13 protein-coding genes are annotated in these 12,640 nt (G+C 68.3%); 4 read left to right on the forward strand and 9 right to left on the reverse strand.

The window, feature by feature from the left end:
- Positions 1–5: 5 nt before the first annotated feature.
- Positions 6–1,544, reverse strand: coding sequence for a glycosyltransferase family 87 protein (locus KIF24_RS29420; protein WP_221086796.1), 1,539 nt, complete (start codon positions 1,542–1,544; stop codon positions 6–8).
- Between the two features lie 332 nt (positions 1,545–1,876).
- Here KIF24_RS29420 and KIF24_RS29425 point away from each other — a divergent pair, with 332 nt between their 5' ends.
- The gene (locus KIF24_RS29425; RefSeq protein WP_221086797.1) at positions 1,877–2,632 is read left to right on the forward strand and encodes an AfsR/SARP family transcriptional regulator; all 756 of its coding nucleotides are present in this window, start codon (positions 1,877–1,879) and stop codon (positions 2,630–2,632) included.
- A 141-nt stretch (positions 2,633–2,773) separates the two neighbouring features.
- Positions 2,774–3,292 carry a DUF2690 domain-containing protein gene (locus KIF24_RS29430; protein ID WP_221086798.1) on the forward strand — a complete coding sequence of 173 codons (519 nt, stop codon included), beginning with the start codon at positions 2,774–2,776 and terminating at the stop codon, positions 3,290–3,292.
- Between the two features lie 83 nt (positions 3,293–3,375).
- Here the strand turns inward: KIF24_RS29430 and KIF24_RS29435 are convergent, their stop codons facing one another.
- The 6 genes from KIF24_RS29435 to KIF24_RS29460 form a co-directional block, all read right to left on the reverse strand.
- Positions 3,376–3,567, reverse strand: a complete 192-nt coding sequence (locus tag KIF24_RS29435) for a hypothetical protein (protein ID WP_221087684.1) — start codon at positions 3,565–3,567, stop codon at positions 3,376–3,378.
- On the reverse strand, positions 3,504–3,737 hold the full coding sequence (locus KIF24_RS35255) for a hypothetical protein (RefSeq protein WP_221086799.1): 234 nt from the start codon (positions 3,735–3,737) through the stop codon (positions 3,504–3,506). The genes KIF24_RS29435 and KIF24_RS35255 overlap by 64 nt, the downstream gene beginning before the upstream one ends.
- A gap of 31 nt (positions 3,738–3,768) precedes the next feature.
- Positions 3,769–3,972: a DUF1697 domain-containing protein gene (locus KIF24_RS29445; protein ID WP_221086800.1), complete on the reverse strand. Its 204-nt coding sequence runs from the start codon at positions 3,970–3,972 to the stop codon at positions 3,769–3,771.
- 311 nt (positions 3,973–4,283) lie between these two features.
- On the reverse strand, positions 4,284–4,832 hold the full coding sequence (locus tag KIF24_RS29450) for a DUF2690 domain-containing protein (protein WP_221086801.1): 549 nt from the start codon (positions 4,830–4,832) through the stop codon (positions 4,284–4,286).
- 221 nt (positions 4,833–5,053) lie between these two features.
- The gene (locus tag KIF24_RS29455) at positions 5,054–7,852 is read right to left on the reverse strand and encodes a transglycosylase domain-containing protein (RefSeq protein WP_221086802.1); all 2,799 of its coding nucleotides are present in this window, start codon (positions 7,850–7,852) and stop codon (positions 5,054–5,056) included.
- Between the two features lie 196 nt (positions 7,853–8,048).
- Entirely contained in the window at positions 8,049–8,510 is a 462-nt protein-coding gene (locus KIF24_RS29460; protein WP_221086803.1) for a DUF5318 domain-containing protein, read from the reverse strand.
- Positions 8,511–8,685: 175 nt separating this feature from the next.
- Between KIF24_RS29460 and KIF24_RS29465 the strand changes: the two genes are divergently transcribed.
- Positions 8,686–9,324 carry a PadR family transcriptional regulator gene (locus KIF24_RS29465; protein ID WP_221086804.1) on the forward strand — a complete coding sequence of 213 codons (639 nt, stop codon included), beginning with the start codon at positions 8,686–8,688 and terminating at the stop codon, positions 9,322–9,324.
- Between the two features lie 23 nt (positions 9,325–9,347).
- Positions 9,348–10,427 carry an inositol-3-phosphate synthase gene (locus KIF24_RS29470; RefSeq protein WP_221086805.1) on the forward strand — a complete coding sequence of 360 codons (1,080 nt, stop codon included), beginning with the start codon at positions 9,348–9,350 and terminating at the stop codon, positions 10,425–10,427.
- A 79-nt stretch (positions 10,428–10,506) separates the two neighbouring features.
- Here the strand turns inward: KIF24_RS29470 and KIF24_RS29475 are convergent, their stop codons facing one another.
- Complete coding sequence (locus KIF24_RS29475) at positions 10,507–10,986, reverse strand: methylated-DNA--[protein]-cysteine S-methyltransferase (RefSeq protein WP_221086806.1); 480 nt, start codon at positions 10,984–10,986, stop codon at positions 10,507–10,509.
- 141 nt (positions 10,987–11,127) lie between these two features.
- On the reverse strand, positions 11,128–12,588 hold the full coding sequence (locus tag KIF24_RS29480) for a CCA tRNA nucleotidyltransferase (RefSeq protein WP_221086807.1): 1,461 nt from the start codon (positions 12,586–12,588) through the stop codon (positions 11,128–11,130).
- Positions 12,589–12,640 lie beyond the last annotated feature (52 nt).

Genomic DNA, 12,640 nt, shown 5'->3' on the forward strand with positions numbered 1-12,640 from the left:
CGGGGTCAGGTGGCGGCGGGGACGGGTGCAGGGGCGGCGGACGGCTCGATCCGCTGGCGGCGGGCGCGTAGGCGATCCAGCCAGGGGGCGTCCGGGGCGCCGTCGAGCAGGCCACCGTCCGGGTCGTCGGCGTAGGTTCGGCGCACCGCGTCCGTCTCCGGGTGCAGGATCTCCCGCACGACCAGGACGACCAGCACCACCACCGTGGTCAGGCGCAGGCTCGCGGCCAGGACGAACACGCCTTCGGGGAAGACCGGCTGGCCGGCCGAGGCGCCGAGCAGCTGTCCGTAGAAGGCGACGAAGTAGCAGACCTCCGCCGCCTGCCAGGCAAGGAACGCCCCCCACTTGGGCCGGGCGAGCACCACCAGCGGCAGCAGCCAGAGCACGAACTGCTGCGACCAGACCTTGCTGAAGATCAGGAAAGCGGCGACCACGAGGAAGGCGAGCTGGGCGAGCCGGGGCCGGCGCGGCGCCAGCAGCGCCAGCGCGCCGATGCCGAGGCAGGCCAGCCCGAAGAGGGCGTACGACAGGTAGTTGAGGGTCGGGATGTTCCCGTCGAGCCACTGGAAGGGGCCGATGGCCGCCGGGTCACCGAATTTGCCGTCCAGGTAGCGGGTTATGTACCAGAGGGTTCCCCAGTCGATCGGCCGCTCGGTGTTCAGCTCGAAGAACCGGCTCCAGTTCTCCCGGTAGGGGATCGCCACCGGCAGGTTCACCAGTACCACCGTCACGGCGGCCGTGAGGATGGACAGCAGGGCGGCCCGGAGCCGGCCGGCACGGACAGCCAGCACCAGGATCGGGCCGAGGATGAACAGCGGCCACATCTTCGCCGCCCCGCCGAGCCCCAGCAGCACCCCGGACAGGGCGACCAGCACGGTCCCCCGCTGGCCGGGTCCGGAGCGCGCCCAGGCCAGCAGCCCGAACGCGGCCAGTCCGATGGCGAGCAGGTCCCAGTTGACGGTGGCGGTGAGCAGCAGGGCGGGAGCCAGGGCGAAGAGCGCGGCGTCCCACGGGCGCCGTCGACGCAGCGCCAGGATCACCGCCACGGTGGCCACCGCCAGCGCACCGAGCACCAGTGCGTTGAGGTTGTAGAACCACTGCCCCTGGTTCAGGTCGGGGTTGCCGTCGCCGGCGGCGTGCACCGGCAGCCCCAGCGCCCCCATAAAATATCCGGTCAGCACCGGATACTCGACCGGGTGGTCCTGGTAGGGCACGGCGCCCTCGTTGAGCCGCTCGGCGTAGTAGAGCGCCAGCACGTCGGTGTAGCAGAACCGGGTGTACTGCTCGTTGTCCACCCATGCGCCGTCCTGGCAGGGCGACTTCTGCACCCAGTGCAGGGCGAGCGTGAGGCAGGTCAGTGCGAGCACGATCCGGACCGCCGTCCAGAACCGGCGTTCCGAGCCAACCGGCCGGTCGCGGGCGACCGCGTGGTCACCGAGCGGGCCACCGATCAGTCCGGAGAGGCCCCGGACGAAGCCGTCGGAGCGAGACGGGTGATCGGAGACATCCGGTCCATCGATGCCGGGCGTCGACTGGGTGCTCATGACCGAGCATCCTGCCGCATCAGCTGACCGCGTAGAAGCCGAAACCCGGCCGTTCCTGGAATCTGGCGGAGCAGCACCGGTGGGCGGAGTCGGGTCGACGCCGAGGGCTGCCCCCGTACGGGCCGCGCCGCCGCCATCGACCCACCAAAGAGTGGCACGGACGGCACTGCCGCAGTGGCCAGGACGACATCTTTCAAAAGGCTGAATACTCCGAACACTATCTGTCGAAAGAGATTTCGCAGCCCACTTAGGGTCTTGACATGGATGAATATTGCGCTAGCATGGGCACTGCTCGGCGAAGGCGAGCAGTCAGAAGACACGGGGGAACTGTCTTGGACTTCTATTTTCTCGGCCCGTTAATGGCGAAAGAGGGCCCGTCCGGTGTCAATATACCGGGGACCCGAGACCGAAAAATCCTAGCGGCGCTGCTCCTGAACTCGAATCGTCCCGTCCACATCGATCTACTGATCGACGTGGTGTGGGACGATGACCCACCTGCGACAGCCCGGCAACAGGTGCAGAACCGCCTGGGCAGCCTGCGCAGCAGACTGGGCACCGGGACCCATCAGATCAACCGCGTCGGCAGCCACTACGTCTTGCAGGTGACAGACGATCAGGTGGACGGGCTGACATTCCGCAACCTCTGTAGCGAGGCAGATCTCACGGCGAGTATCAACAACCGAGAAACCGCGATCAAACTCCTACGGGATGGCCTCGAATTGTGGCGCGGATCCCCTATCGAGGACATCGACTCGGTAAAGCTCCAGGTGGAGGCGATACGTTGGAAGGAATACCACCTGAAGGCGATCGAGACGTTGATAGAACTCGAATTCAGCCTCAACAGACACCGGCTGCTGACCGCCGATCTGCACGGCTGGATCGCGAGCTACCCGTACCACGAGGGGCTGCACTGCCGGCTTGCTGAGGCGATGGACGCCGGATCACGCACGGCCGAGGCGTTGGGCGTCCTCAGTGGGCTGCGGGATCGGCTGGCCCGAGAGTTGGGGATCAGCACCAGCCCTCTGGTCGAGGAGCTTTACCACCGGATCCTCCGCGGAACCGGGGCGGCGGTCGTCGCAATCCGTTGAGCCTCCGCCGGCGCGAGGTGCAACGGTGCCGGTGCAGTGGTCCGGCGATGGCGCCGCGGTGGCGGCCTCTGTAATCGTCGCGGCACCCTGATCTGAGTTGGAGGGATCGCGTTGCTCGGAAGAAGCACTCGCCTCGCGGCCATGCTGGCACTCTGTCTCGCCGCCGGCCTGGTCGCCCCGCAGGCGGCCACCGCCGCGCCGGCCACCACACCATCGGCGAGCACGTCGTCGGCGAGCACCACAATCAAGGCCGAAGATCTCGATCCGGCTGAGGCCACCATGATTCCGGAGGCCGAACTGCTGGCCACCGGCTGCGGCTCGACGTGTGACGGCAAGAACCCCGCGACGTACAAGATCTATCACAGTGGGTGTTCGAACTGCTACCACTACTGCGGCGACGACGCGCGGACCGTCGCCTCCAACACCAACGGCATCAACCTGGAACTCCGCTACAGCCCGCGGTGCCGGACCGCGTGGACCCGGGTCGGTTCCGACTTCTACTACCCGACGATCCGCAGCTACTACCTCGACGGCCGGGTCCGCACCGCCTACAGCGGCTTCGCCGGTGCCTACTACACCCAGATGGTGAACGACGCCAACCTGCTCGCTCGGGCGGAAGCCAGCGCCGGTCCCACCACCTGGTGGACGAGCAAGTACTGACCGGACCGGTCGCCTGAGCGGCCCGATCCGAGACAGCCAGATAAGCCCGGGGCGGCCCGAAAGGTGTCCGGCCGCCCCGGGGATCAGGGGAGGGCTACGCACCGCCATGCGGCCTTGCCCGGGTGGGCGCTCATCATCGCGTGCAACTTCTCCACCGTGTTCCAGTTCCGCACGGTGGCCGACGGCCCGCTCTTCGTCTCGCCCAGCGCGGTCATCGGCGGGCTGTCCCGCAGGCCGTTGGGGCACCAGATGTACATCTCGACGCCGTCCACCACGTACCGGTCCTCGCCAAGGTCGATCCCTTCAGCACCTCGTCGACCGGCGTTTCGGAGGGCTCCGCCAGGAAGGCCACGACGTGCCTGGAGCCGTCGGTGGCCACCTCACGCAGCGGCTCGTGGTCACCACCCCGCGCCAGGTCCTCCCGGCTACGCAAGATCACATCCACGGAGAAATCGAACCGCTTCTCGATCGCCTGTTCAATTCCGCGCCAGCTTGTCGGCGCGCTGATCGGCGCCGAGCACCACGTTGCCGCTCTGCAGCAGCGTGGCCGCGTTCCCGTACCCCTCCACCGTAAGCAGTTTGCGGAGGTCGGCCATGCCGACGCGCTTGGCCCTCCCGAGGTTGACGCCGCGCAGGAGGACTGCGTGCCGGGCCATCATCATCCCCTTCTCGAAGACCACCCAGACGAGACACTGGTCGACCGGTTCCAGGAAGATTGTCAGCCAGGCAGCGCGGCGTCCAGATCGAGAGCCGTACCGCGAGCGCTGTGTGGGCGGCCGGAGAAGCTCTCCGACCGCCCACAGCGTGAGTGGGAGCCGGAATCCCTGATCGCCGACTTCGGTGACGTCAGACAGGCCGGACGGGTCGTACCCCTTCGAGGCGTCGTTTCACGGACCGCTTCCGCGTCCACAGCGCGGCCGGGAAGCTGCCATCGCCGATATCATCGCCGCTTTCTTGCGTTAGCAGCCATCTGCCACAGCGGCACAAGGCCTCAGTACCAGCGGGTGCAGTGCCAGTCGGAGAAACTGGCCGGCCAGTAACAGGCCCGAGCCTCAAGGCTGGCGTCGTTGACCATGTTGGTCCAGACGCCTCCGTACTCGGAGTAGCTCTCGATCGTCTTGCGGTGGTTGCCGTTGAGGTGCCGGCTGACCACCTTGAACGCCGTCCATCCGGCGCTGGTCCTCGCCCAGGCAGTGCGGCATCGCGGGCTGTACCGTAGCTCGACGCTGCCGGACGGACTCGACGCACGGTACACGTACCCGCTGGACAACTGGGGCGTAATGGCGTCCTCAGCACAGGTGTAGTACCTGGTGCCGTCGTAGTAAATCTTGAAGGTATCCGGATTCTTGTTGTCGCACGAGGCTCCGCAGCCGGCGTTGGCGAGTGTCGCGGCGTCGAGCCTGACTCCGTCGCCAGCCGCGATCACCGCCTCGACCTCGGCGGCGGCAGGGTCGGGCGCTGCCTGAGCTGAAGCGGGTGCCGCGATCCAGCCTACGGCGAGGGCCGAGACAAGTCCGGAGATGAGCAGTAGCCGCCGCACAGGGCCTCCTTGATGAGTCGGTGTTGAGCGACAAGATATCCATGTTCGTCATCACCCCATCATCACCGCACCATCAAGCGTGCTGCCCCGCCGTCTTCGACCGTCGGATGGGTCAGCGAGTCCACTGGCGCGGCCAGTTCCCACCGCGGCTACCTCTTCCGCCTATGCCAGCGGCGGGCGGCCGTAGAGATTCTCCGACCGCCCGCGGCCGTCAGCGGGAGCTAATCCCGTGTCGTCGTTCTGGGTGATGGCAGGCCGCCGCCTCCACCTCCCGGCCGTTGCTCACCTTCAGGTGGGGTGCTCGGATTGTTGCCACCGTTGTTGTTGCCGCCAGCGATCTGGCAGAAGAAGTCCAGCGGGTTGCAGTTCGGCTGGTCGCCGCCCGGCGGGGGCGATGGTGGCGCCGGCTCTTCGCCGTTGCCGGCGTCCTGGTCACCGACTCCGGTGACGTTCGGCAGGTCGGACGGGTCGGAGCCCTTCAGCGCATCGTCCATGTACCGCTTCCACAGCGCGGCAGGGAAACCACTACCGCCGATGTTGCCGCCGTTCTTGTCGAGGATCGCCGGCTTCTTCGGGTCGCGGCTGCCGATCCAGACGGCGGTGGCCAGGTTCTCGTCGTAACCGACCATCCAGGCGTGCGCGTTCTTGTCGGTGTTGTGGTGTTCCCAGGTGCCGGTCTTGCCGGCCGCCTGCCGGTTGTTGGCCAGCCGCGCGTTGCTCTTGCCGGGGATCTCCTTGAGCACCGCGGTCACCTCGTCGGCGACCTCCGGGCGGATCACCTGCTGCGGCTTGAGCTTCTCGCCCGCGCCGGCGACCTTGTCCCACTTGCCGGTGGCCTTGTTCTGCTTCTCCACCGTCCGGACGAAGTGCGCCTTGTTGTACTTCCCCTTGTTGGCGAGCGTGGCCAGGCCGTTGGCATGGTCGAGCACGGTGACCGGGTACTGGCCGTAGCCAATCACCCGGTCGAACTTGCTCGGCGCGAGTTTCTCGGGCTTCTCCTCGGTCAGGTCGTACACCTTCTGCTTGTCGTCCCACATGGTGCGGATGCCGGCCCGGCGGGCCATGTCGAGGACCTTGTCAGGGCCGATGTCCTCGGTCACGTGGAAGAACGGCACGTTGTACGACTGCACCGTCGATTCCTGCAGCGTGCACCACTTGGCGCAGCTGGCGTTCCGGCCCGCGTTCTGGATCTTGTCGGCGTAGCCCTCGGGCTTGAACGGGGTCGAGTCCCAGTGTGACTTGATCGAGACGCCGGCGTCGATGGCCGCGGCCAGCGTGTAGACCTTGAATGACGAGCCCGGCGGGTGGCCGCCGACCAGGTCACCGTTCTGGTCGGTGTTCAGACCGGCGTAGTCGAACCCGGTCCCGTTGTCACCGCCGTAGTAGGCCAGCACCCGGCCGGTCTTCGGGTCGATGGAGACCGCCGCCGCCATCAGGTTGTTGGGTTGCGGTTCGAGCACCGAGCCCTTGCGGTCCGGCTGCGCCGCCGCCTCCAGCGCCTTCTGCATCTTCGGGTCGATGGTGGTGGTGATCCGGTAGCCGCCCTCGCGCAGCTCGTCCACGCAGCTGGGCTTGTCCGGCGCCGCCGAGTTGGAGCAGAGGCCCCACTCTTCCATCTCCTTGCGGACGTAGTTGATGACGTTGCCGCGCGGGGTGCCGACGCCGAAGCCGTTGTTCTTCTTCGACTTCTGGACCTTCGGGTACTCGGTGGGCCGCTCGGGCTTGCCCGGCACACCCAACCAGCCCTCCTCGACCATCCCGTTGATCACGTACTCCCAACGGGATTTGGCGTCGACCTTGTTGACCTCCGGGTCGAAGCCCTGGTGCGTGGCGCTGGCCACCGGCTGCTTGATCAGCGCGGCGAGCACGGCGCCCTGCGCCGGGCTGAGCTTCTTGGCATTGGTGTTGAAGTAGGTCTGGGCCGCCGCCTCGATGCCGTACGCGCCGCGACCGAAGTAGATCACGTTGAGGTAGTTCTCCATGATCTGTTCTTTGGTGAACTCGTCGTTCAGCTTGGAGGCGAGGATCGCCTCCTTGACCTTCCGCGCGTAGCTGTCGTCCTGGAGGTTCTCGTAGGCGTTGCGCGCGTACTGCTGGGTGATGGTCGAGGCACCCTGCTTGTCACCGCCGGAGAGGTTGTTCCAGGCGGCCCGGGCGATGCCCTTGTAGTCGACGCCCGAGTGCCGGTAGAAGTTGCGGTCCTCGGCGGCTGCCACGGCATTGCGCACGTGCTCAGGGATGGCGTCGATGGTGACGAAGGTGCGGTTCTCGTTGCCGAGCTTGGCCACCAGCGTCTTGCCGTCCTTGGCGTAGACGGTGGTGGACAGCGGCAGCGGGATCTCCTTGGGCAGCACCACGTTGGTCGAGTAGTAGGTGAACCCCACCACGCCGATACCGGCCAGCATGATGAACACCGCGAAGCCGGCGATCAGCATGTTCATCCGCTTGCGCTTGCGGGCCCGAGCCACCGCGCCCGGGTCACGCCCGCCGCGACCGGGGCCGGGCGGGCCACCCGGTCCACCGGGACCGCCGGGTCCTCCCGGCCCACCGACCCTCGCCCGGGCCACCGCGGCCCGACCTCCGGCGCCACCCACGGCCGCCGAGCCGACGCTGGCCCGGCCGGCCGAGGCCGCACCGACGGCGGCCCGACCGGGCCCGGCGGGCGACACCGGCACCGAGGCCCGACCAGCCCGGCCCGGGGCGGGCGACACCGGCACCGAGGCCCGACCGGGCGCCGCCGGCGAGACCGGCACCGACGCGCGACCGGGTCCGGCACGGCCGACCGGAGCCGCGCCGGCGGATCCACCGCGCGGCGGCACGCTCGCCGAGCCGCCGACCGAGGCACGCCCGCCCACCGAGGCACGGGCCGACGGGCCGGAAACCTCGGGGCCGGTTGACCAGTTGACTCCGCGCGGTTCACCACCCGGGAGGCGGTACGCGTCGTCCGCCTGCCTCGGGTCGTCCTGGCCTGTAAAACGGGCCCGTCCGCGCGAGGAGCTGGGTTCGCCGTACGAGTTCATTCCTCACACCCTGCCGTCGCGGTGGGGCGCGGTCGCACCGCCACCGGTTTGCCGTGAGTTGTGACACCCGAGAGCACGGCATGGGGGTGCCGTGGTACCGGTGCCAGATCCGAATCAATCGGACCATTCAGACCTACGAGCTGTCGGTTACCCCGGCCGCGTACCTCACGGCCGGGGCTGGCCGATCGAGCTCGAATCACCGTTGCGCCTCTCGCCTTCGCCGGACACCCGTTCCGTCGGCGGTCATGCCGCTCGCCTCACCATGCTCCGGCCCGCCGTCCGCGGCGCCGGTCAGACCGTCCCGTCCGAGCAGGTACTGCTCGATGAGATGGTTCCAGTCACAGCCGAGGCACACCTCCACCACGAAGACCTGGAACTCACGCAGCGTCATCGCCAGCATGGACAGCTCGGCCACCGTACGCGCCTGGCCGGCCGACTGCTTGAGTTCGTCCCCGTAAATGTAGTGGACGTTTGTGAGATTCTCGCTCCGGCATATCGGACACCGCTGGTCGGTGGGCTCGCCGTGGAACCGAGCCGCGTTCTTCAGGTACGGAGATGCGTCGCACAGGTCGTAGGTGCCGACCCGGCCCGCGAGAAGCTCACGCAGCACCGCTCGCCTTCGGAGCGAGTAGTCGACCACCTGGCGCTGCGTACGCATGCGGGAAAGGGTACGCGGTCTCGTCTGGCGAGGCGACCACCGTGACGATCCGTGACAGGGGGATCCCGGAAACAGGGGTTTGCCCTGGCGCGAACAAGACGCTACGGTGCGATGTATCGGTCCGATACATCGCAGTGGTTAGCACTGCACGTACAGGGTAAAGGAAGGGTGGCCAGTGCTCGAACTCGCCATCCTTGGCCTGTTGCAGGAGGCCCCGATGCACGGCTACGAGCTGCGCAAGGAGCTCACCGCCAAGCTCGGGGCGATCCGAGCAGCCATCAGCTACGGCTCGCTCTACCCGACCCTGCGCCGGTTGCAGGCGGCGGGATGGATAACCGAGGCCGCCGAGGCGCCCGCCACCGCCGAGGAGGTTCCCGCGCTGACCAGCCGACGAGGTCGGGTGGTCTACACCATCACCGCGGAAGGAAAGGAACGCTTCGCCCAGCTGATTGCACAGACCGGGCCGGAGACGTACGGCGACACCGGCTTCGGTGTGCACTTCGCGTTCTTTTCCCGAACGGACCGGGCGACCCGACTTCGGATTCTGGAAGGTCGCCGCCGCACGATCGAGGAGCGTCGCGAGGGCCTTCGCGACATGCTGGGCCGAGCGGCCGAGCGCCTCGACGCGTACACCCTGGAGCTGCAACGCCACGGCCTCGATGCCTGTGAGCGTGAGGTCCGCTGGCTGGAGGAGCTCATCGCCAACGAGCGCTCCGGCCGTGCCCCGACGGTCCCGCACGACGGGACGGCCGGCGGCCGACGAGAAGACAACAGCCCGCCTCCGCCTGGACAGACCAGGAAAGAGCGGCCGTGACAGAAAAGAAGGAGGCAGACGCTATGGGCTCCGTCCGCGTCGCCATCGTCGGTGTGGGTAACTGCGCCTCGTCCCTGGTACAGGGCGTCGAGTACTACCGGAACGCCGACCCGAACGACCGCGTCCCGGGTCTCATGCACGTCACCTTCGGCGACTACCACGTGTCTGACGTGCAGTTCGTCGCGGCGTTCGACGTCGACGCCAAGAAGGTGGGCATGGACCTCGCGGAGGCGATCGTCGCCAGCGAGAACAACACCATCAAGCTCTGCGACGTGCCGCCGACCGGCGTCAGCGTGCAGCGCGGCCCAACCTTCGACGGCCTCGGCCAGTACTACAGCGAAATCATCGAGGAGTCCGGTGCCGAGCCGGTCGACGTGGCGCAGGCGCTGCGCGACGCGCAGGTCGACGTGGTCGTCTCATACCTGCCGGTCGGCTCGGAGCAGGCCGACAAGTTCTACGCCCAGGCTGCGATCGACGCCGGCTGCGCGTTCGTCAACGCCCTGCCGGTCTTCATCGCCTCCGATCCCGAGTGGGCCCAGAAGTTCGTCGACGCCGGCCTGCCGATCGTCGGCGACGACATCAAGAGCCAGGTCGGCGCCACGATCGTGCACCGCGCCCTCGCGAAGCTCTTCGAGGACCGGGGCGTCGAGCTGCTGCGTACGTACCAGCTCAACTTCGGCGGCAACATGGACTTCATGAACATGCTGGAGCGCAACCGCCTGGTCTCGAAGAAGATCTCGAAGACCCAGTCGGTGACCTCCCAGGTGCCGCACGAGATGGCCAAGAGCGACGTGCACATCGGCCCGTCGGACCACGTGCCGTGGCTGGACGACCGGAAGTGGGCGTACATCCGCCTGGAGGGCCGCTCGTTCGGCGACACCCCGCTCAACGCCGAGCTGAAGCTCGAGGTGTGGGACTCGCCGAACTCGGCCGGCGTCATCATCGACGCAGTCCGGGCCGCGAAGATCGCCCTGGACCGGAAGATCGGCGGCCCGATCCTGTCGGCCTCGTCGTACTTCATGAAGTCCCCGCCGGTGCAGTACGCCGACCACGACGCGCACGCCGCCGTCGAGGAGTTCATCGCCGGTGAGATCGAGCGCTGACGCGCTGATCAGCAACATCGTCGAGGGCCGGGTCTCCGCGGGCCCGGCCTCGGCGGTCTCGGCCACGGCCTGGACGTGGTCAGGACCAGGCGTGGCGCAGGGCGACGCCGGCCTCCAGCTCCAGCAGTTTGACCTTGCGGTCCAGGCCGCCGCCGAAGCCGACCAGCTTTCCGCCCGCCCCGATGATGCGGTGGCACGGCACGATGACCGGGATCGGGTTGCGGTTGCAGGCCACCCCGACGGCCCGGGCCGCGCCGGGATCGCCCACCCGCCGGGCCACCTCGCCGTAGGTCAGCGTCTCGCCGTACGGGATCAGGGTCATCTCCCGCCACACCGCCCGCTCGAACTCGGACCCCCGCGGCACCGTCACCGGCAAGCCGAACCCGGTCGACTCTCCCACGAAGTACGCCCGCAACTCCGCGACCGCCCGCCGGGACGCCTCGTCCACCGGCTCGGTGGCGGCGTCGACGACCGGGCCGAAGTGTGCGCCGCAGATGCTGCCGCCGTCGGTGGCCACGGAGAACTCACCGATCGGCGAGTCGAGCACTGTCCAACGCATCTGGCCATTCTCCACGGACAGCACCCACCGCGAAACCATGGTTACCTGCACCGGCCATGGTTACCTGCACGGCGTCGCCTGCCGGAGCGTTCTCACTACATTGCCGGGTCACTCCGGTTGTCACCCCCGTCGCGCCTGCGATCAGTCGCGGATGCCCTCGTCGCGGGCCCAGCGCAGCAGCTCGGCCTCGGCGGTGTCGCGATCCATCGGCCCGCGCTCCAGACGCAGATCCTTCAGATACTTCCAGGCCCGTCCTACGGTCGGCCCGGGCGGCACGCCGAGCAGCTCCATGATCGCGTTTCCGTCGAGGTCGGGCCGGACCCGGGCAAGGTCCTCGTCCGCGGCGATCCGGGCGATCCGCTCCTCCAGCGCGTCGTAGTCCGAGGCCAGCTGGGCCGCCTTACGGCGGTTGCGGGTGGTGCAGTCCGACCGGGTCAGCCGGTGCAGCCGGGGCAGCAGGTCACCGGCGTCGGTGACGTACCGGCGCACCGCCGAGTCGGTCCACTCGCCCCGGCCGTACCCGTAGAAGCGCAGGTGCAGCGCGACCAGCGTGGTGACCTTGGCGGTGACGTCCTTCGGGTAGCGCAGCGCCTTCATCCGCGCCTTGGTCAGCCGGGCGCCGACCACCTCGTGATGGTGGAAGCTGACCCGACCGTCCGGGCCGACCGACTTCGTCGCCGGCTTGCCCACGTCGTGCATCAGCGCCGCCATCCGGAGGATGAAGTCCGGGCCTTCCTCCTCGTAGGAGATCGCGTTGCGCACCACCGTGAGGGTGTGCTCGTAGACGTCCTTGTGCTGGGCGTGCTCGTCGATCGCCAGCTTGAGCCCGGTCAACTCGGGCAGGAAGCGCTCGGCCAGGCCGGTGTCGACCAGCAGCCGCAGACCGGTGATCGGTTCGACGCCGCAGAGCAGCTTGGTGAACTCGTCACGGATCCGCTCGGCGGTGATCCGGTCGAGGTCCGCCGCCATCCGGGTCATCGCCGCGTGCACGTCCGGGTGGACGGCGAACCGCAGCTGCGCGGCGAAGCGGGCGGCCCGCAGCATCCGCAGTGGGTCGTCGCCGAACGACTCGGCGGGGGTACCGGGGGTACGTATCACCTTCGCGGCCAGGTCGGCCAGGCCGCCGTGGGGGTCGGTGAATCGGTGCTCCGGCACGCTCACCGCCATGGCGTTGACGGTGAAGTCCCGACGCCGCAGATCCTCGGCCAGGCTGGTGCCATACGCCACCACGGGGTTGCGGCTGACCTGGTCGTACGACTCCGCGCGGAAGGTGGTGATCTCCAGCCGCAGGCCGTCGCGCTGGCAGCCGATGGTGCCGAACTCGCGGCCGGTCTCCCAGATCGCCTCAGCCCAGCCCCGCACGATGTCCAGCGTCTGGTCGGGGTGCGCGTCGGTGCAGAAGTCGAGGTCCTCGCCGAGCCTGCCGAGCAGGGCGTCGCGTACCGAACCACCCACGAGATGCAGTTCGTGACCGGCGGCGACGAACCGGCGGCCCAACTCGTCGGCGACCGGGGAGACCCGGAGCAGTTCGTCGACGGCATTGCGCTGCGCGGCGGTGAGTTCGCGGCGGTCGGTGGCGTGGGATGCGGCGGCTTCGGACATCGGATCAGCAGCCTATCGGTCCTGATCGGCATCTCGTCCGCCGGGCGCGGGT

The sequence above is a fragment of the Micromonospora tarapacensis genome, assembly GCF_019697375.1.
GTDB classification, from domain to species: domain Bacteria; phylum Actinomycetota; class Actinomycetes; order Mycobacteriales; family Micromonosporaceae; genus Micromonospora; species Micromonospora tarapacensis.

What these genes read in the sequence shown, in the direction of transcription:
- KIF24_RS29420 (WP_221086796.1), bottom strand. Translation starts at nt 1,544, where the DNA reads ATGAGCACCCAGTCGACGCCCGGCATCGATGGACCGGATGTCTCCGAT.
- KIF24_RS29430 (WP_221086798.1), top strand. Translation starts at nt 2,774, where the DNA reads ATGCTGGCACTCTGTCTCGCCGCCGGCCTGGTCGCCCCGCAGGCGGCC.
- KIF24_RS29455 (WP_221086802.1), bottom strand. Translation starts at nt 7,852, where the DNA reads ATGAACTCGTACGGCGAACCCAGCTCCTCGCGCGGACGGGCCCGTTTT.
- KIF24_RS29460 (WP_221086803.1), bottom strand. Translation starts at nt 8,510, where the DNA reads ATGCGTACGCAGCGCCAGGTGGTCGACTACTCGCTCCGAAGGCGAGCG.
- KIF24_RS29470 (WP_221086805.1), top strand. Translation starts at nt 9,348, where the DNA reads ATGGGCTCCGTCCGCGTCGCCATCGTCGGTGTGGGTAACTGCGCCTCG.
- KIF24_RS29475 (WP_221086806.1), bottom strand. Translation starts at nt 10,986, where the DNA reads ATGCGTTGGACAGTGCTCGACTCGCCGATCGGTGAGTTCTCCGTGGCC.
- KIF24_RS29480 (WP_221086807.1), bottom strand. Translation starts at nt 12,588, where the DNA reads ATGTCCGAAGCCGCCGCATCCCACGCCACCGACCGCCGCGAACTCACC.